This is a genomic window from Streptomyces racemochromogenes (assembly GCF_044129415.1).
GTDB lineage: Bacteria > Actinomycetota > Actinomycetes > Streptomycetales > Streptomycetaceae > Streptomyces > Streptomyces racemochromogenes_A.
In genome coordinates this window covers 50,353-70,226 of record NZ_JBBDHD010000033.1, presented here as the reverse complement: position 1 = coordinate 70,226, position 19,874 = coordinate 50,353, and the positions used below count along the sequence as shown (strand labels likewise).

General features: G+C 76.3%; 8 protein-coding genes and 2 pseudogenes. 9 read left to right on the top strand and 1 reads right to left on the bottom strand.

The genetic code is table 11. From position 1 onward, the window contains the following. From WDV06_RS15650 to WDV06_RS15625, 6 genes and pseudogenes are all read left to right on the top strand, one after another. Positions 1–2,556 (top strand): type I polyketide synthase (locus tag WDV06_RS15650; protein ID WP_395510351.1); only part of this gene is annotated, 2,556 nt, incomplete at its 5' end. A gap of 88 nt (positions 2,557–2,644) precedes the next feature. Beyond that, a pseudogene (locus tag WDV06_RS15645) lies at positions 2,645–8,179 on the top strand (SDR family NAD(P)-dependent oxidoreductase); the annotation flags it as partial. 11 nt (positions 8,180–8,190) lie between these two features. Next, positions 8,191–9,390, top strand: a complete 1,200-nt coding sequence (locus WDV06_RS15640; protein ID WP_395510350.1) for a cytochrome P450 family protein — start codon at positions 8,191–8,193, stop codon at positions 9,388–9,390. A 56-nt stretch (positions 9,391–9,446) separates the two neighbouring features. Continuing rightward, positions 9,447–10,760 (top strand): activator-dependent family glycosyltransferase, encoded by a 1,314-nt coding sequence (locus WDV06_RS15635; RefSeq protein WP_395510349.1) that lies wholly within the window; start codon positions 9,447–9,449, stop codon positions 10,758–10,760. Then, positions 10,757–11,482 carry a class I SAM-dependent methyltransferase gene (locus tag WDV06_RS15630; RefSeq protein ID WP_395510348.1) on the top strand — a complete coding sequence of 242 codons (726 nt, stop codon included), beginning with the start codon at positions 10,757–10,759 and terminating at the stop codon, positions 11,480–11,482. Before WDV06_RS15635 ends, WDV06_RS15630 begins: the two co-directional genes overlap by 4 nt. A 374-nt stretch (positions 11,483–11,856) precedes the next feature. Further along, positions 11,857–13,668 (top strand): annotated as a pseudogene (locus WDV06_RS15625) (GAF domain-containing protein); the annotation flags it as partial. On the opposite strand, the gene WDV06_RS37340 reads toward WDV06_RS15625, so the two are convergent. Beyond that, a complete protein-coding gene (locus tag WDV06_RS37340; RefSeq protein WP_463668213.1) occupies positions 13,658–14,974 on the bottom strand; it encodes an IS701 family transposase in 1,317 nt (438 codons plus the stop codon). The pseudogene WDV06_RS15625 and the gene WDV06_RS37340 sit on opposite strands and share 11 nt — an antisense overlap. Positions 14,975–15,462: 488 nt before the next feature. Here WDV06_RS37340 and WDV06_RS15615 point away from each other — a divergent pair, with 488 nt between their 5' ends. The 3 genes from WDV06_RS15615 (at position 15,463) to WDV06_RS15605 (ending at position 19,749) form a co-directional block, all read left to right on the top strand. After that, complete coding sequence (locus WDV06_RS15615; protein WP_395510346.1) at positions 15,463–17,997, top strand: beta-glucosidase family protein; 2,535 nt, start codon at positions 15,463–15,465, stop codon at positions 17,995–17,997. 35 nt (positions 17,998–18,032) lie between these two features. Beyond that, positions 18,033–19,445: a GTPase HflX gene (gene hflX, locus WDV06_RS15610; protein WP_395510345.1), complete on the top strand. Its 1,413-nt coding sequence runs from the start codon at positions 18,033–18,035 to the stop codon at positions 19,443–19,445. A 121-nt stretch (positions 19,446–19,566) separates the two neighbouring features. Further along, positions 19,567–19,749 (top strand): DUF5302 domain-containing protein, encoded by a 183-nt coding sequence (locus WDV06_RS15605; protein ID WP_366455077.1) that lies wholly within the window; start codon positions 19,567–19,569, stop codon positions 19,747–19,749. Positions 19,750–19,874 lie beyond the last annotated feature (125 nt).

The following is a 19,874-nucleotide window of genomic DNA, read 5'->3' as shown; positions in this document are numbered from 1 at the left end:
GCGGAGGGGGTCCGGGCGCGTCAGGTGCCGGTGGACTACGCCTCGCACTCGGCGCACGTGGAGCGGATCGAGGCCGAACTGCTCGACGTACTCGGGCCGATCGTTCCGCGCCGGCCCGAGGTTCCCTTCTACTCCACCGTGACCGGCGGTCTTCTCAGGGAGACCGTCCTCGATGCCGCGTATTGGTACCGCAACCTGCGGCAGCCCGTCCGTTTCGAGGAGACCGTCCGCGCGCTGCTCGCCAAGGGCTTCGCCACGTTCGTGGAGTCCAGCGCCCACCCCGTGCTGGTCATGGGCATCCAGGAGACGGGTGACGAGGTCCTCGCCGTCGGTTCGCTGCGGCGTGAGGAGGGCGGCCTGGAGCGGTTCCTGACGTCCGCCGCGGAGCTGTTCGTCCGGGGGACGGACATCGACTGGGCCTCCCTCTTCGAAGGGACCGGCGCGCGTCGCGTCGACCTGCCGACGTACGCCTTCCAGCGCGAGCACCACTGGCTGGAGCCCTCCGCCCCCGCAACCGCCGGGCCGGCGCAGCCGGACGGGATCGACGGCTGGCGCTACCGCACCACCTGGACCGCCCTTCCGGGGGCCGGTGCCACCACGGCGCCGACCGGGCCCGTGCTGTTGGTGGTCCCCGCCGGGACGGACACCGCCCTCGCCGACGAAGCCGAGGCCGCCCTCGCCCGTCACGGCGTCCACGCCGACCGGCTCACCGTCGACGCGGCCACCGCCACCCGTACCGGACTGGCCGCCGCCCTCGCCCCGTACACCGGACACGCCCGGGTGCTCTCCCTCCTCGGGACCGCCGGACTCCCGCACCCCGAGCACTCCGAGCTTCCCCTCGCCGCCGTGGGCACCGCCCTGCTGGCGCAGGCCGCCGCCGACGCGGGACTCACCGGCCGCCTGTGGACCGTCACCCGGGGCGCGGTGGCCGTCTCCCCGGGCGAGGTCCCCGGGTCGGAGGGGGCCCAGGTCTGGGGTCTCGGACGCGGCATCGCCCTGGAGCTGCCCACCCTGTGGGGCGGCCTCGTCGACCTCCCCGAGGCCCCCGACGACCGCACCTGGCAGCGGCTCCTGTCCGTCCTCGCCGGCCCCCCGGCCCTCTCGGGCGAGGACCAGGTCGCCCTACGCGCATCCGGTGCCTACGGGCGCCGGCTCGTCCCCGCCGCCGGTACGCCCGCCCGCCGTACGTACACCCCGCGCGGTACCGTCCTGGTGACCGGCGGCACCGGGGCGCTCGGCGCGCACGTCGCCCGCTGGCTCGCCCGCAACGGTGCCGCACACCTCGTCCTCACCAGCCGCCGCGGCCCCGGCGCGCCCGGTGCGGACGCGCTGGCCGGCGAACTGCGCGCCCTGGGCACCGAGGTGACCGTGGCCGCCTGCGACGTCTCCGACCGGGACGACCTCGCCGCCCTCCTCGACGCCCACCCGCCCACCGCCGTCTTCCACACCGCCGGCGTCCCGCACTCCGAGGCCTTCCTCGACACCGGCACGGGCTCCTTCGCCGACGTGTACGCCGGCAAGGTCACCGGCGCCCGCCACCTGGACGAACTCACCCGCGCCCGGGGCCTGGACCTCGACGCGTTCGTGCTCTACGCCTCCGGCGCCGGGGTCTGGGGCAGCGGCGGCCAGAGCGCCTACGGGGCCGCGAACGCCGCCCTGGACGCCCTCGCCGAACAGCGTCGCGCCGAGGGCCTGCCCGCCACCTCCGTCGCCTGGGGCCTGTGGGGCGGCGGCGGCATGGGCGAGGGCGCCGGCGAGGAGTTCCTCAGCAGCCGGGGCCTGCGCACCATGGCTCCCGACCTGGCCGTGACGGCCCTCGGCCGGGCCCTCGACCGCGAGGACGTGTGCGTGGCCCTCGCCGACATGGACTGGCCCCTGTTCGCCAAGGGGTTCACCACCTTCCGGCCCAGCCCGCTCATCGGCGGCCTGCCCGGCGTGCGCGAGGCCGCCGGCACGGACGGCGGCGCGGAACCGGCCGGCGACGGTCTGCCCGGGCTGCTCGCGGCCGCCGGGCCCGCCGAGCGGTACGAGATCCTCCTCGACGCGGTGCGCCGCGCGGTGGCGGCCGTACTCGGGTACGCCGGGCCGGAGGACGTCGACCCCGAAGGGGCCTTCCGGGACATCGGCTTCAGCTCCCTCACGGCCGGTGAGCTGGCGCAGCGGCTCAGCGCCGCCGCGGGCCGCAAGCTGCCCCCGACGCTGGTCTTCGACCACCCGACGCCCGCCGCCGTCGCCCGGCACCTGCTCGAACTCCTCGCCCCCGGGCTTCCCGTGGCCGTCGATCCCGAGGAGGCGCGGGTCAGGGCCGCCCTGGCGGCCGTACCGCTCGCCGTGCTGCGGGAGTCGGGCCTGCTGGACACCCTCCTCGCCCTCGCGGCACCGCCCGAGCGGGGCTCAGGCGGCGGCACGTTCGATGGGGCCCGGAGCGGCGCCGCCGCCGGCGCCCCGGACGCCCCCGGCCCGGCCGACGTCGTCGTCGATGACGACCTCGACGCCATCGACGACCTCGACGAGGACGCGCTGATCGCCCTGGCCCTGCGGGACTCCGCCGCCTGACCTCCCCGGGGCCCCCGCCCCCACCGCCCGCCCGCCGTACCCAGAGAGGGACCCACCGATGGCCATGTCCTCCGAAAAGCTCATGGAGGCGCTCCGCACCTCGCTGAAGGAGAGCGAGCGCCTCCGCAGGCTCAACCGGGACCTGGCCGCGGCCGCGCACGAGCCCGTCGCGGTGGTCGGCATGGCCTGCCGCTACCCCGGCGCCGACTCGCCCGAGGAGCTGTGGGACCTCGTCGCCTCCGGACGGGACGCCACCGGGCCCTTCCCCCGGGACCGGGGCTGGGACCTGGCCGGCCTCTACGACCCGGACCCCGAGTCGCAGGGCACCACGTACTGCGACCGGGGCGGGTTCCTCGCGGGCGCCGCCGACTTCGACGCCGCGTTCTTCGGCATCTCCCCCCGCGAGGCCGTCGTCATGGACCCCCAGCAGCGGCTGCTGCTGGAAACCTCCTGGGAGGCCCTCGAACGCACCGGCATCGACCCGCGCTCCCTGCGCGGCAGCGGGACGGGCGTGTACGTGGGCGCCGCCCACGGCACGTACGCGACCGACCCGGACACCGTCCCCGAGGGCTCCGAGGGCTACCTCCTGACGGGCAGCGCGGACGCCGTGATGTCCGGCCGGATCTCGTACGCACTCGGCCTCGAAGGCCCCTCCATGACGGTGGAGACGGCCTGTTCCTCCTCGCTCGTCGCCCTGCACCTCGCGGTGGCCGCGCTGCGGCGCGGGGAGAGCGCCCTCGCCCTCGCGGGCGGGGTCGCCGTCATGCCGGACGCGGCCGCGTTCGTCGAGTTCTCCCGGCAGAAGGGGCTGGCCGCCGACGGCCGCTGCAAGGCCTTCTCCGCCGACGCGGACGGCACCGGCTGGGCCGAGGGCGTCGGCGTCCTCGTCCTGGAGCGGCTCTCCGACGCCGTCCGCGCGGGACGGCGGATCCTGGCGGTGATCCGCGGCTCGGCGGTCAACCAGGACGGCGCCAGCAACGGCCTCACCGCCCCCAACGGGCCCTCCCAGCAGCGGGTCATCCGCCAGGCCCTCGCCGACGCCGGCCTGGAACCGCAGGACGTCGACGCCGTCGAGGCGCACGGCACGGGCACCCGGCTCGGCGACCCGATCGAGGCCCAGGCCCTCCTCGCCGTCTACGGCGAGGACCGGGCGGCGGACCGCCCGCTGCGGCTCGGCTCCCTCAAGTCGAACATCGGGCACGCCCAGGCGGCCGCCGGGGTGGGCGGGGTCATCAAGACCATCCAGGCCATGCGGCACGGCCTGCTGCCCAAGACCCTCCACGCCGACCGCCCCACCCCGCACGTCGACTGGTCCTCGGGCGGCGTCCGCCTGCTGACCGCCCCGGTCCAGTGGCCGGCGGGCCCCCGCCCCCGCCGGGCGGCCGTCTCCGCGTTCGGCGTGGCCGGCACGAACGCCCACGTCATCCTGGAGGAAGCCCCCCGTCCCCCGGCCGCGGCCCCCGCTCCCGCCGTGACGGCCGTCGTGCCGTGGTTCGTCTCCGGGCGGTCCGAGGCCGCGCTGGTCGCGCAGGCGCGGCGGCTGCGGGAGCACCTCGCCGGTGCCGCGCCCGACGCCCTCGGCATCGGGTACGCGCTCGCCGCGACCCGTACCGCCTTCGAACACCGGGCCGTCGTCCTCGGCACCACGTACGCCGAGCTCGCCCGGGGCCTCGACGCCCTCGCCGACGGGACCCCCTCCGCGGCGGTGGTACGGGGCGTGCGGCGCCGGGACGCCAAGACCGCGTTCCTGTTCACCGGGCAGGGCAGCCAGCGCCCCGGCATGGCCCGTGGACTGCGCGCCGCGCACCCGGTGTTCGCCGCCGCGCTGGACGCCGTCGCCGAACGCCTCGACCCCCACCTGGACCGGCCCCTCGCCGCCGTCCTCGACGCCGCGCCCGGCAGCCCCGAGGAGGAGCTGCTGCACCGCACCCAGTACGCGCAGGCCGCCCTGTTCGCGGTGGAGGTGGCGCTGTTCCGGCTGCTGGAGCACTGGGGCATGCGGCCCGACGTCCTCCTCGGGCACTCCGTCGGGGAGATCGCCGCCGCCCACGCGGCCGGCGTGCTCGACCTCGACGACGCCTGCGCCCTCGTCGCCGCCCGGGGCCGGCTGATGCAGGCCCTGCCCGCCGGGGGCGCGATGCTCTCCGTACGGGCCGGCGAGGACGAGGTGCGGGCGCTGCTCGCCGGGCACCCCGACGCCGACGTCGCCGCCGTCAACGGGCCGCGCTCCGTGGTCGTCTCGGGCACCGAGGAGGCCGTCGCGGCGATCGGCGCCCGGCTGGCGGAGCAGGGCCGCAAGACCAGGCGGCTCACCGTCAGCCACGCCTTCCACTCCCCGCTCATGGAACCGATGCTGGAGGAGTTCCGCGCCCTCGCCGACCGGCTCGCCTACCGCGCCCCGCGCGTCCCCGTCGTCTCCAACGTCACCGGCCTGCGCGCCACCGGCGACGACCTGCGCACCGGCGCCTACTGGGCCGCGCACGTCCGCTCGGCGGTCCGCTTCGCCGACGGCGTGCGGACCGCCCGCGACCTGGGGGCCGTCACCTTCGTCGAACTCGGGCCCGACGCCGTCCTGTCCGCCATGGCGGAGGAGGTCCTGGCCTCCGACGCGCACGTGGCCGTCCCCGCCCTGCGCCGGGGCCGGCCCGAGGCCGAGACCCTGCTCAAGGCCGTGGCCGTCGCCGCCGCCCGGGGCGCCGCACTGGACCGGGCCCGCCTCTTCGACGGCACGGGCGCCCACCCGGTCCCCCTCCCCGTCTACGCCTGGCAGCACCGCCGCTTCTGGATCGCCCCGACCTCCCGCGCCCGGTCGAGCGCCCCCACGCTTCCCCCGGGCCCGGCCGGCCCGGCGGCCCTGACGCCCCCGCGACACCGGAGCGGCCCGGCGGCCGCGGGGGTCCCGGCGGACCCGTACGGCCTCGCCGACCCGGCCGGCCTGCCCGCGGCCCCGGCGGGGCCGGGCGGTGCGGGGGCACCGGGCACCTGGCGCTACCGCGTCACCTGGCAGCCGGTGCCGGCGGCGGCGGACGGGGCGGGCCCCACCGGGACCTGGCTGCTGGTCGAGTCCGCCCAGGAGCTCACCTCCGGCGACGGCGACGCCGCCGAGCGCGCCCTGACCGCGCTCGGCGCGGACGTCCGCCGGGTGGCCGTCGACGCCGACACCGCCGACCGCACGACGCTGGCCGCGCTGCTGGACGCCTCCGGCGCCGACACCCTCACCGGAGTCCTCTCCCTCCTCGGGGCCGACGAACGGGAGGGGCCGGGCCACGGCTCCGTCCCGGCCGGGGTCCGGGCCACGCTGGCCCTCGTCCAGGCCCTGGAGGAGCGGGCCGTCCCCGCCCGCCTCTGGTGCGCGACCCGCGGAGCCGTCGCCGCGGCCCCGGGTGAACGGCCCCGCTCGGCGGGCGCCCAGCTGTGGGGCTTCGGCAGGGTGGCGGCCCTCGAACTCCCGGCCCGGTGGGGCGGCCTGGTCGACCTGCCGGAGACGGCGGACGCCGCGTCCTGGACCCTCCTCGCCGCCGCCCTCGGCGGCCCCGAGGACCAGGCGGCCGTACGCGCCGGCCACACGTACGGCCGCCGCCTCGAACCGTCCCCCACCCCCACGCCCGCCTCGACAGCGGGTACGGCGTCCGGCCCGGCCCCCGCACCCGCGCCCGGGGCGGGGTACCGGCCGGGGGGGACCGTGCTGGTGACCGGGGGGACCGGGGCGCTCGGGCGGCGGCTCGCGCGGCGGCTCGCCGCGGAGGGGGCCGCGCACCTGCTGCTCGTCGGGCGGCGTGGCCGGCAGGCACCCGGCGCGGAGGCGCTGGAGGGCGAACTGCTCGCGCTGGGCGCCAAGGTGACCTTCGCCGCCTGCGACCTCGCGGACCGGGAGGCGGTCGCCGCCCTGCTCGCGGAGGTCCCCGCCGACGCCCCGCTCACCGCTGTGTTCCACGCGGCGGGCGTCCCTCAGGTCGGCCCGCTGACCGGGGCCGGGCCCGACACCTTCGCGGAGGTCTACGCCGGCAAGCTGGCCGGTGCCCGCCACCTGGACGAACTCACCCGCCCCCTCGGCCTCGACGCGTTCGTCCTCTACTCCTCGGGCGCGGGCGTCTGGGGCAGCGCCGGCCAGTGCGCGTACGCCGCCGCCAACGCCGGCCTCGATGCGCTGGCCCTCCGCCGCCACGCCGACGGCCTGCCCGCCACCTCCGTGGCGTGGGGCCTGTGGGGCGGGGACGGCATGGGCGAAGGGGAGGGCGGCGCGTACCTGCTGCGCAGGGGCGTCCGCCCGATGGCCCCGGACACCGCCCTGGACGAACTCTTCGCCGCCCTCGCCGACGGCACCCCCACGCTGACGGTCACCGACACGGACTGGCCCCGCTTCGCGGACTCCTTCACGGCCTACCGGCCCAGCCCCCTCCTCACCCCCCTCCTCACCCCGGCCCCCGCCCCCGGTGGGCCGGGCGCCGGGCCGGCCCGGCCGGCCGGGCCGGGGCCGGAGCCCCGGCGGGAGGACCTGCTCCGGCTGGTGCGGGCGGAGGCCGCCACCGTGCTCGGCTACGGGCACGGCGACGAGGTCGAGCCCGACGCGCGTTTCCTCCTCATCGGCTTCGACTCGCTGGCCGTCACCCAGCTGCGGCGCCGCCTCGCCGCCGCCACCGGGCTCGAACCCGCCCCCGAGGCCCTGTTCGACCACGACACCCCCGCCGCGCTCGCCGACCACCTCCTGGAGCTCCTCCAGGACCCCGGACACCTCCCCGGTCCGGCCGGATCCGCCGGACCGGCCGGAGACCGCCGGACCGGCGAGGGCACGCTCACCGCCCTGTACCGCGGCGCGGTGGAGGAGGGCCGGGTCGACCGGGCGGTCGACGCCCTGGCCGCCGTGGCCGCCCTCCGCCCCGTCTTCACCGCCGGCCGCCCCCACCCCCTCCCCCCGGTCCGTCTCGCGCAGGCCGCGCCGACCGCCCAGGACGGGCCCCTCCTGCTGATCGGCGTCGCCGGAACCGCCGCCGTGTCCGGGCCCCTGGAGTTCTCCGCCTTCGCCGGCACCCTCGCCGGACGGCGGGACGTGGTCGCGCTCGCCCAGCCCGGGTTCCGCGACGGGGAGCCGCTGCCGGACTCACTGGAGGCCCTCTGCGCCGCGCACGCCGCCGCCGTGGAGCGGCTCGCGCAGGGCCGCCCGTACGCCCTGATCGGGCACTCCGCCGGCGCCAACGCCGCCCACGCCCTCACCCGCCATCTGGAACGGCACGGCACCGGCCCCGCCGCCCTGGTCCTCGCCGACATCTACACCCCCAGCGCGCCCGGCGCCATGGGCGTCTGGCGGGATGTCATGCTGCGATGGGCGATGGACCGCTCACCCGTACCCCTCGACGACACCCGGCTCACCGCCATGGGTGCCTACCACCGACTCCTCCTCGACTGGACACCGGAGCCCACCCGCGCCCCGGTCCTGCACCTGCGCGCCACAGAACCCATGGCCGCGTGGACCGACCCCCGCGAGGACTGGCGATCCGTCTGGGACGCGGCCCACACCGTCACCGACGTCCCCGGCAACCACTTCACGATGATGACCGAGCACGCCCCGGCCACGGCCCGCGCCGTCGACGCCTGGCTGGACGCGCTGCCCGGCTGCAACCGATGACGAGGAGAGACATGACCTCCGAGCTGCTGACCGAGGACCGCGGACGGGACATCGCCCGCCGGGCCCGCAGGAACCAACTCACCCGGGCCGCCCAGTGGTTCGCCGGCATCGAAGCCGACCCCTACGGCCTGGTCCTGCGCGCCGGCACCGGAGAGCCGACCGACGCCGAGGAGGCCGTCCGCGCCCTCGGCCCGCTCCACCACAGCACCCTGCTGGACACCTGGGTCACCGCCGACCGGGCCGTCGCCCAGGAGGTCATCGACAACCCGGCCTTCGACGGCCCCGGCCCCGCCGCCGACACCCCCGGAGGGGACCCGCTGCCCTTCCGCAGCGCCGTCCTCACCCTCGACCGCGCCTCCGCCGCGCCGCTCGCCGCGCTCACCGCCTTCGGCGGCTCCCTGCTGTGGGCGGACGACGCCGCGTGCGTGGAGAAGCGGACCGCCACGTGGGCCCGTACGGTCCTGGCCGCGCTCGGCGACCGCTTCGACCTCGCCGAGGACTTCGCCCGCCGGCTCACCGGCCCGGTCCTCGCCGAACAGCTCGGCCTGCCCGAGGCCGCCCACGAGCGGTTCTCCCGCCTCCTGCCCGACTGCCGCCACGCCCTCGACGGCCTGCTGTGCCCGCAGACGCACGCCACGGCGCTGGCCGCCGAGGCCGCCGAGACGGCCATGGTCGGCCTGCTGACGGACGCCCTGTACGAGTCGACCGCCGACACCGTCCGCGCCGCGAAGATCATGGCCCTCAGCGCGGCCGAGCCCACCGCCGTCCTCATCGCCAACGCCGTCCGCCTGCTGCTCGACGAGCCCGGCGGCTGGCGGCGCCTCGCCGAGGACCCCGACCGGGCCGGGGAGGTCGTCGAGCACACCCTGCGCACGGCGCCCCCCGTCCGGCTGGAGTCCCGCGTCGTACGCACCCCCGTCACCCTCGCCGGCACCGAACTCCCCGCCGGCGCCCGCGTCACCCTCCTCGTCGCCGCCGTCAACCGCGACCCGCGGGCCCCGCGGGACGCCCCGCCCTTCGGCCTCTCGCCCGACCTGCACTTCGGGCTGTCCGCGCACCTGGTCAAGGCCGTCGCGCGGGCCGCTCTGCGCACCCTCGCCGAAACCCACCCGGGCCTGCGCGCCGACGGCGACCCGGTGACCCGGCTGCGGTCGCCCGTGCTGCGGGCCCCGGCGCGCCAGCCGGTCGCCGCCGGCCGCGGCCGCCCCTGAACCGCCCCGACCTTCCCCTCCTGAACCCCGCCCCGACCGTAGGGAGAGCGGATGCCATGCGCGTCCTGATCACGTGCTTCGCGCACAACACGCACTACTACAACCTGGTGCCGCTGGCCTGGGCGCTGCGCGCCGCCGGGCACGAGGTACGGGTGGCCAGCCAGCCCGCGCTCACCGACGTGATCAACGGGTCCGGGCTGACGGCCGCGCCCGTCGGCGACCTCGACTCCATCGTGGAGCTGATGACGCAGATAGGCGGCGACCCCACCCCCTACCAGCAGGGCCTGGACTTCGCGCAGACCCGGGGCGGGCCGCTCGGCTGGGAACACGCCCTCGGGCAGCAGACGATGATGACGGCCATGTCGTTCGCGCCGCTGAACGGCGACACGACCATCGACGACACCGTCGCGCTGGCCCGGGCCTGGCAGCCCGACCTGGTGCTGTGGGAGCCGTTCACCTACGCCGGCCCGATCGCCGCGCACGTCGTCGGCGCCGCCCACGCCCGTCTGCTGTGGGGCCCCGACGTCATCCTGAACGCCCGCCGCCAGTTCCTCGCCCTGCGCGCCCTCCAGCCCGAGGAGTGCCGCGAGGACCCGATGGCCGACTGGCTCACCTGGACCCTGGGCCGCTTCGGCGTCACCCCCGACGCCGCCGCGGTCGAGGAGCTCATCGGCGGCATGTGGAGCATCGACCCCGCCCCCGCGGCACTGCGCCTGCCGGTGCCCGGCCAGGTGCTGCCGATGCGCTTCGTCCCGTACAACGGGCCCTCGGTGGTCCCCGACTGGCTGTACGAGCCGCCCGCCCGGCCCCGCGTCTGCCTCACCCTCGGGGTGTCGGCGCGCGAGACGTACGGGCGTGACGCCGTCCCCTTCGAGGAGCTCCTGCACGCCCTCGGCGACGTCGACGCCGAGATCGTCGCCACCCTCGACGCCGGCCAGCTCCAGGACCGCGCGGCCCTCCCCGGCAACATCCGGGCCGTGGACTTCGTCCCCATGGACGCCCTGCTGCCCACCTGCGCGGCCATCGTCCACCACGGCGGCGCAGGCACCGGGTACACCGCCACCGTGCACGGGGTGCCGCAGATCATCGTCGGCTCCCTGTGGGACGCCCCGCTCAAGGGCGAACTGCACGCCGGGGCGGGCGCGGGCATCGACCTGCCCCCGGCGAAGCTCGACGCGGCCACCCTCCGCGAGGCCGTCGTACGGGCCCTCACCGACCCCTCGCTCGCCGCCGGGGCCCGCCGCCTGCGCGAGGAGGCCCTCGCGCAGCCGACGCCCGCCGCGCTCGTACCGACCCTGGAACGGCTGGCGGCGGAGCACCGCGCCCGCCGCCGTGGTTCCGCCCACCCCGGCCAAGGAGACCCCTCGTGACCACCGCCTACGCGGGCGGCATCGCCCGCCTCTACGACCTCGTCCACCAGGGCAAGGGCAAGGACTACGCCCGTGAGGCCGCCGACCTCGCCGCGCTGATCGGCTCCCGGGTGCCGGGCGCGCACAGCGTCCTGGACGTGGCCTGCGGCACCGGCCTCCACCTGGAGCACCTGGCCCCCCTCTTCGCATCGGTCGAGGGGGTGGAGATCTCCCCGGACATGCGCGAACTGGCCGTGCGCCGCAACCCGGACGTGACCGTCCACCTCGGCGACATGCGCGACTTCGCGCTCGGCACCACCCACTCCGCCGTCACCTGCATGTTCAGCTCCATCGGCCACATGCGCGACCAGGCCGAACTCGACGCGGCGCTCGCCCGGTTCGCCGCGCACCTCGACCCGGCGGGCGGGGTGGTCGTGGTGGAGCCGTGGTGGTTCCCGGAGACCTTCACCCCCGGCTACGTCGGGGCGTCGATCACCGAGGCGGAGGGCAGGACCATCTCGCGCGTCTCGCACTCGCGGCTGGAGGACGACGCCACCCGCATCGACGTCCACTACCTGATCGCCTCACCGGGCGAGGAGATCACGCACCTCGCCGAGAGCCACCGCATCACCCTCTTCGAGCGGGCGGCGTACGAGCGGGCGTTCGTCCGGGCCGGCCTGGAGGTGGAGTTCCTGGAGGGCGGACCGTCGGGCCGCGGCCTGTTCGTCGGCGTGCCCGCCTGAGCCATCGGCCGCCTGGAGTCCCGGCCGGGGCCCGGCCCAGGTCCGGACCAGGACCGCTCGTGTCCCGCCGGACTCCGGGGGCCCTTCCCGGCCCGCCCGCCGGCCGCTCCGGGGCCCGTCCGGTCCCGTTCCGGGCCCCGGCCGCCCGCGCGCCGGACCTCGCGGCGTTGCCGGGGCAAACGGTCCAGCGTAGGCCGCGGCGCGGGCCCGGGCCAGGTGCCGCGGACACCCCCGGGGCCCCTTCCCGCAGCCCCCGGCGGTGGCCGGATCACCGCGATACCACATGTATGAGGGCCATAAAGGTCGGTTGACGCTCCTTATAACCGGAAGTTACTTTCCCCGCCATCGACGGATCCGGCCGATCGGGGGCAATAGTGACCGGGGAGGACTCCCACACCGACGACGGCGCACTTCGCGTGCTCGAACTCCTCGCGGGCGAGGCGCCGGCCCGTGCCTACGACCAACTCGTCGCCCGCGCCCGCACCTCCGGCCCCGCACCGCACGTCGAACGGCTGGAGCGCGCCAGGGGCCTCGCCCTGGAGGTCAACGCCCACTTCGAGCGGCGCAGCCGGCGCGAGGCCGAACTCGCCGCGCTCGTCGACGCCGCCCGCGACCTGACCCGTCCCGGCAGCCTCGACGCGACCCTGCGCCTGATCACCCGCCGGGCCCGGCTCATGACCACCATGGACCTGGCGGCCGTCGTCCTCCTCGACGAGGACGGCTCCGCCACCCTCACCACCGCCGACGGCGCCGTCAGCGCGCTCACCGTCGGCTACCGCATCCCCGCCGGTGCCCTGCCGGCGGCGGCCGGGCCCGGGGAGCGGCCCGCCCCCTTCTGGACCGCCGACCACCTCGCCGACGACCACCCCACCCACGCCACCGCCCTGGACGAGGTGCTGCACGCCGAATCCCTCCAGGCGGTGCTCGGCGTACCGCTGTGCGCGGACGACCGGCACATCGGCTACCTGTACGCGGCCGCCCGCGGCATCCACCACTTCACCCCCGACGAGATCGCGCTGATGCGCTCCCTGGCCGACCTCGCCGCCACGGCCATCCAGAGCGCCCGCCTGCTGGAGGGCGTCCACACCGCCAACGCCGAACTGGCGCGGGCCGGTTCACGGGTCAGGGCCTCCCTCGGCGACGCCCTGCGCGCGGGCAGCGTCCAGGACGAGCTCGTCCAGCTCGTCCTCGACGGGATCGGTCTCGACGACCTCCTCGCCCGTGCCGCCGCCGAACTCGGCGGCAGCCTCTCCGTGCGCGGCGCGGCCGGCGAACGTCTCGCCGAGCTCGGCAGGATGCCCCGCCCCGACCCCGAGGAGCTGGACCGCGTACGGCTCAACGCGGCCGCCACCGGGGTGGCCTGCCGGCTGTCCGACGGCACCTGGGTGCTTCCGCTGTCGGTGCGCTCGGAGGAGATCGGCTGCCTCCTGTTCCACCCGGGGTCCGACGGAGGGACGCCGGTCGAGCGGGTCCTGCTCTCCTACGCCCGTATCGTCGCCCTGCTGCTCGTCGTCCAGCGCTCAAGCGCCGTCGAAGGGCGGGTGCGTGACGACCTGCTCGCCGACCTCACCACCCGGGAGGCCCCGGCCGAGCGGCTCGTGGAACGGGCCCGCGGCGTCGCCGCCGTGCTCCAGCGCCCGTACGTGCTGGTCGTCGCCGATGCACACAGTCCGGCGGCCGGTCTCGTCGAGAGCTGGGCCGCCGCCTACGCCCGCCGCCACCGGGGCATGAAGACCCTCCAGGGCGACCGGCTCGTCCTGCTGCTGCCCGGTGAGGACGCCTCCGGGGCGGCCGCGCGGGTGCGCGCCGAACTCGCCACCGCCACCGGGGCCCCGGTGACGGCCGGGGCCTGCGGGCCCGCGCGGGGCGCCGAGGCCGTCCACCGCTCCTACCGGCAGGCCGTGCGCTGTCTGGAGGCGCTCACCGCCCTCGGCGCCACCGGCCGCTCCGCCGACGACCGCGACCTGGGCTTCCTCGGCATGCTGCTCTCCGACGACCACGACGTCGCCGGGTTCGTCGACCGCACCCTCGGCCCGCTCCTGGAGCACGACGCGGAACGCTTCGGCAACCTGGTGGAGACCCTCGACGGCTGGTTCGGCGCCGCCGGCAGCCCCACCCGGGCCGCCGAGATCCTCTACGTGCACCCCAACACGGTCTCCCGCCGCCTGGAACGCATCACCCAGCTGCTCGGCCGGGACTGGCAGCACCCCGACCAGGCACTGGAACTTCAGCTCGCGCTGCGGCTGCACCGGGCGCGCGCCGCACTCGACCCCGCACCCGGCGTCCCCCCGTCAGCGGGATCGACGTGACGGACGCGACGGGACCCCGGTGCGCGCCCGCCTCCAGCAGCCGCGAGGCGTGCGCCAGCGACACGAGCGTGGCGTGCCGGTGCCAGCCCTTGTAGGACCGCCCCTCGAAGTCCAGCGCACCGACCGGCAGGCTGGTGCCGCGGAAGTCGGCGTCGGCCCGCCCGATCAGCCCGCCCAGCCCCAGCAGGGTGCCCCGGCCGGCCCCGGTCAGACTGGTCAGCCACAGCTCCGACACCTCCCGGGAGACCGGCGACCACACCCCGACCAGCGTCAGCGGCACCGCCGCCGGACCGCCGGGCAGCCGCACCGGCAACAACCCCACCAGCGAGGTCTGCGTCCGCCCCGGGCGCGCCGGGTCCGGCCACTGCACCGGCCGCCGCTGCGGCCGCGCCAGCTCCGCCAGCCCGCCCGCCGACCCCGCCACGGCCCGGCTTCGTCCGGCCGACAGGTTCGGCGCGAGCAGGCCCGTACCGGTCCCGATGCGCAGCAGGAACGGCAGGCCGGCCCGCGAGAATGCCTCCACCAGCGGCAGCACGGCCTCCTCCCGGGCGTCGGCCACCACCGGCAGCGCCGCCCCGGTCCAGCCGGCCGCCTCCACCACCATGTCCACGGCCAGCGCCTCCGGCGCACCCGCCGCCCCCGCGTCCGCCGAGTCGTCGGGGATCGCCGCCCGGCGGCGCAGCTCCGTGTCGTCGAGCCAGTCCCCGCTCAGCGAGAGCCGCCAGTTCACCGGGGCCGCCGCCGCGCCCGAGGCCAGCCACAACCCGTATCCGTGCTGGCTGTTGACGACCTGCCCCAACTGCGGGACGAACCTGCGGCCCACGCCCACCGAGTGCCGGCCCGTCTTCGGTATCACCAGCGGGCGCACCACCCAGGCGCGCGGGGCCAGCAGCCGCTCCAGACCGGCCGTCAGCTCCGCCCGCAGCGGGTTCCAGTCCCACGTCGAGCAGCTGATGAAGTGGTGCAGGCTCTGCTCCGCGGCCCGCTCGCCGGTGGTCACGGCCAGGTTGCGCATCGTCTTGCGGCCGGGCGTGTCCAGCAGGGCCCGTACGTACAGCTCGCCCTTGTGCCGCTGGTCCCGGCGGCGCAGCGAACCCAGCACCGACGCGCGCAGGGCCCGGACCTCCGAGGGCGGGACACGGGACAGGCTCTCGGCTTCCGGGGCCGGGCGAACGGTTCGCATGACGCTCCTCGGTGTCGGGCACCCCGAGGCAGGCAGGCCGGGGCAGTTCGCGGTGTCGTGGTCGTGGGATCCCCTCCACCCTCCCCGGCGGGCGGCGCCGGGCCCAGGTAGGCCGGAAACACACTTACCGGCCGGTCACCCCGCCCGCCCCGGCTCGCCCCGCACCGCCCGCCGGGCCCGCCGCGCGTGGTGGCCGGGCCACCACCCCGGGCCCGCTCCGGGGGCCCGCGCACCCGCTCCGGGCCCCTCCCGCCGTCCACCGGCCGCCGTGCCGCCGCCCAACATCCCTGCTGCGGACCGGTATTCGGGCCCCCGGGCACGGCCCCGCGAAGAGTGTGGCCGGGCGACCTCCTCCCCGGGCCGGATCTGCGGAAGCGTGGACGTACGCATATCCCCGGCGCCCCTCCGGGGCCGCCCCACCCCCGCGTGCCGCCGCCGGCCGCCCGGCCGCGCCACGCCGCACCGCCGAAAGACTCAGGAGACCCCCCATGCCGTCCCGCAGGTCAGGGGAGCGAACACCCCGCCTCCGCCGCACCCTCCGCATACGCGGGCGGTGGCGCCCCGGCACCCGCGCCACCCGCCTCCTCGCCGCCTCGGCGGCCCTCCTGTGCACGGGCGGCCTGCTCACCGCCGCGCCGGCCGGTGCCACCGAGGACCGCACCGAGGGCACCGCCCGCGTCCGCGCCCTCGTCGCCCGGATGACCCTCGACGAGAAGCTGTCCTTCGTCCACTGGACGGCCGGCCCCACCGGCGGGCCCCTCGCCCGGGGCGTCGGCTACCTCCCCGGCGTGCCCCGCCTGGGCGTACCCCCCCTCCAGGCCTCCGACGGGCCGGCCGGCGTCCGCCTCAACGGCGTCCGCGCCACCGCCCTGCCCACCCCCACGGCGCTCGCCGCGACCTTCGACGACTCCCTCGCCACCGCCTACGGCAAGGTCCTCGGCCACGAGGGCCGGGCGCTCGGACAGGACGTCGTCCTCGGCCCCATGGTCAACACCATCCGGGTGCCCTACGGCGGCCGCAACTTCGAGACCTTCGGCGAGGACCCCCTGGTCGGCTCCCGCACCGCCGCCGCCCAGATCAAGGGCACCCAGAGCCAGGGCCTGATGGCCACGGTCAAGCACTTCGCCGGCAACAACCAGGAGACCGACCGCTTCACGGTCGACGCCGCCATCGACGAGCAGACCCTCCAGGAGGTCGAACTCCCCGCCTTCCGCAGCGCCGTCGACGCCGGCGCGGCCGCCGTCATGTGCGCCTACAACGGGGTCAACGGCACCCACTCCTGCGGCAACGACCAGCTGCTCCAGAAGGTCCTGCGCGAACAGTGGGGCTTCCGGGGCTGGGTGATGTCCGACTGGCTCGCCACCCACGCCACCACCGACCTCACCAAGGGCCTCGACCAGGAACTCGGCCTGGAGATGGGCAAGCCCACCGACCCCGTCCCCGACTCCAAGTACCTCGGCTCCTCCCTGCGCAAGGCCCTCTCCGACGGCACCGTCCCGCAGGCTGCCCTGGACCGCGCGGTCACCCGCATCGTCGGCCAGATGGAACGCTTCGGCCTCCTTGACGCCCCCGCGGCCCCACGGCCCGCACGCGACGCCCAGGCCGGCCGCGACACCGCCCGCGCCGTCGCCGAGAACGGGGCCGTCCTGCTGCGCAACACCGCGCCCGCGGGCGGCCGCCCGGCCCTGCCGCTCACCGGCGCGGCCGGCACCGACCTCGCCGTCATCGGCGACAGCGCCCTGCGCCCCAAGGTCTCCGGCCTCGGCAGCGCCCACGTCGTGCCCGACGCCGCCAAGGCCCCGCTGGACGCCCTGCGCGAGCGCGCCGGATCCGGCGCCACCGTCCGCTACGAACCCGGCGTCGACCGGCTCGGCACCCCGCTGCCCGCCGAGAACCTCAGCCCCGCCTTCACCGGAGGCAAGCAGCTCGACCCCGGCGGCGACCGCGCCTTCTACGACGGCACCCTGACCGTCCCCGCCGACGGCGACTACCGCATCGGCGTCCGCGTCGACGGCGGCCTCGCCGTCCTGCAGATCGAAGGACAGGAACCGGTCTACGCCGCCGACTCCTTCAGCGAGACCACCAGCGTCGTCCTCCACCTCACCCGGGGCACCCACAAGCTGTCCATGAGCGGCTGGGCCTGGCCCGACCGCCCCCTGTCCGTCGACCTCACCTGGGTCACCCCGCAGCAGGCCGCGCAGAACCTCGAACGCGCCGTGGCCGCCGCCCGCGCCGCCAAGACCGCCGTCGTCTTCGCCCAGGACGAGGGATCCGAGGGCTACGACCGGCCCTCGCTCTCCCTGCCCGACGGCCAGGACGCGCTGATCTCCGCCGTCACCCGCGCCAACCCGAACACCGTCGTCGTCCTCAACACCGGCTCCTCCGTGCTGATGCCGTGGCTCGCCGGCACCGCCGCCGTCCTCGACATGTGGTACCCGGGCCAGGAGGGCGCCCAGGCCACCGCCGCCCTGCTGTACGGGGACGCCAACCCCAGCGGCCGGCTCACCCAGACCTTCCCCGCCTCCGAGGACGCCCACCCCGTCGCCGGGAACCCCAGGCGGTTCCCCGGCGTCGACGGCAAACAGGAGTACAGCGAGGGCATCTACTCCGGCTACCGCTGGTACGACAAGCAGGGGGTCACCCCCCTCTTCCCGTTCGGCCACGGCCTGTCGTACACCACGTTCGACTACCGCGACCTGGCCGTGGAACGCACCGCCGCCGGGGCGGCCGTCCGCGTGACCGTCCGCAACAGCGGTCCCGTCGCCGGCAAGGAGGCCGTCCAGGTCTACCTCGGCCCCAGCCCCCTCGTCTCCGCGCCGCAGGCCGTCAAGAAGCTCGCCGGCTACACCAAGGTCTCCCTCGAACCCGGCGAGGAGAAGCGCGTCACCGTCCCGGTCGACGCCCGCCAGCTCCAGTACTGGGACACCGGACGCCACGCCTGGACCGGCGCCCCCGGCCCGCGCGCCGTGAGCGTCGGCTCCTCCTCGGCGGACATCCGCCTCACGACCCGTCTGAACCAGTGACCGACCTCCCAACCACCCCTTCCGATTGGATGCGCATGACCGCGAACGAACAGCCCGCGACCACCCCCTCGACCCGCCCGATCGGCACGGCCGAGGCCATCGACGCGCGGGAGGAGACGGGGCTGCGCCACGTCGCCTCCCTCTCCACCGAACTCCGCGACGTCGTCGAGGTCGAGCAGCGCCAGGTCCGCCTGGAGCGCGTGGTGCTGGTCGGTGTCTGGACCTCCGGCACGGTCGCCGAGGCCGAGAGCTCCCTCGCCGAGCTCGCCGCCCTCGCCGAGACGGCGGGCGCCCTGGTCCTCGACGGGGTGATCCAGCGCCGCGACAAGCCGGACCCGGCCACCTACATCGGCTCCGGCAAGGCGAAGGAACTGCGTGACATCGTCATCGACACGGGCGCCGACACCGTCGTCTGCGACGGTGAGCTGAGCCCCTCGCAGCTCGTCCGGCTGGAGGAGTTCGTCCAGGTCAAGGTCGTCGACCGGACCGCCCTGATCCTCGACATCTTCGCCCAGCGGGCCACCTCCCGCGAGGGCAAGGCCCAGGTGGCGCTCGCGCAGATGCAGTACATGCTGCCGCGCCTGCGCGGCTGGGGCGCCTCCCTGTCCCGGCAGATGGGCGGCGGCGGGGCCGGCGGTGGCGGCATGGCCACCCGCGGCCCCGGCGAGACGAAGATCGAGACCGACCGGCGGCGGCTGCGCGACAAGATGGCCAAGATGCGCCGGGACATCGACGAGATGAAGACCGCCCGCGACCTCAAGCGCCAGGAGCGCCGCCGCAACAAGGTCCCCTCGGTCGCCATCGCCGGCTACACCAACGCGGGCAAGTCCTCGCTCCTCAACCGGCTCACCGGCGCGGACGTCCACGTCCAGAACGCCCTGTTCGCCACCCTGGACCCGACCGTCCGCCGCTCGGAGACCCCGGCGGGCCGCGCCTACACCCTGGCCGACACGGTGGGCTTCGTCCGCCACCTGCCGCACCAGCTCGTCGACGCGTTCCGCTCGACGCTGGAGGAGGTGGCCGAGGCGGACCTGATCCTCCACGTGGTCGACGGCTCGCACCCCGACCCGCAGGCCCAGATCGAGGCGGTCCGCGCGGTCGTCGGCGAGGTCGGCGGCGCGGGCGTCCCGGAGGTCGTCGTCGTCAACAAGGCCGACACCGCCGACCCGGAGGCCCTCGGCCGCCTCCTGGAGGCGGAGCCCGGGGCCGTCGTGGTCTCGGCCCGCACGGGCGAGGGCATCGCCGCCCTCCTGTCCCGCATCGAGGCCGAACTCCCGCACCCCGAAACGGAGATCGAGGTCCTGATCCCCTACAGCGAGGGACACCTGGTCGCCCGCGTCCACGCGAACGGCGAGATCCTCTCCGAATCCCACGGCGAAACGGGCACCCTCCTGAAGGCCAACGTCGACGCCGCCCTGGCCGCGGAACTCGCCGCCTACGCCGCCTGAATCCCTCTTCCCCGGCGCGCCATTCCCGCAGGAATTGCGCCATTTCCCCGGAAGAGGGTCGCCATACGTCCACTCGGATGTCACAATAAAACTGCTCTAGAAAAAGCCCAGGAGGTAACCCATGACTGATACGCCGGAAAACCACGCCGCCGAGGCCGACGGCAAGGCCAAGTTCCGCGAGGCTCTGGAGCGCAAGGCCCGCAACTCCCGCTCCCAGCAGGCCCACCACGAGGGCCGTCTGAAGATCAAGGGCTTCAACGGGCCCAACGGCCAGAACCGGACCTTCCGCCGCAAGGCCGGCTGACCCTTTCCCTCCCCTGAACGCGCGGGCTGCCGCGACCCGGTCACCGGCCGGGTCGCGGCAGCCCTTTTCCCGTTCCCGCACGCTCCGCTCAAATTCCGCCGGAGCGCGGCTCGGGTGACAATACA

Bases quoted from the DNA above. Each gene is read 5' to 3' on its own strand.
- hflX (WP_395510345.1), top strand. From the start codon at position 18,033: ATGACCGCGAACGAACAGCCCGCGACCACCCCCTCGACCCGCCCGATC.
- WDV06_RS37340 (WP_463668213.1), bottom strand. From the start codon at position 14,974: ATGCGAACCGTTCGCCCGGCCCCGGAAGCCGAGAGCCTGTCCCGTGTC.
- WDV06_RS15615 (WP_395510346.1), top strand. From the start codon at position 15,463: ATGCCGTCCCGCAGGTCAGGGGAGCGAACACCCCGCCTCCGCCGCACC.
- WDV06_RS15640 (WP_395510350.1), top strand. From the start codon at position 8,191: ATGACCTCCGAGCTGCTGACCGAGGACCGCGGACGGGACATCGCCCGC.
- WDV06_RS15635 (WP_395510349.1), top strand. From the start codon at position 9,447: ATGCGCGTCCTGATCACGTGCTTCGCGCACAACACGCACTACTACAAC.
- WDV06_RS15605 (WP_366455077.1), top strand. From the start codon at position 19,567: ATGACTGATACGCCGGAAAACCACGCCGCCGAGGCCGACGGCAAGGCC.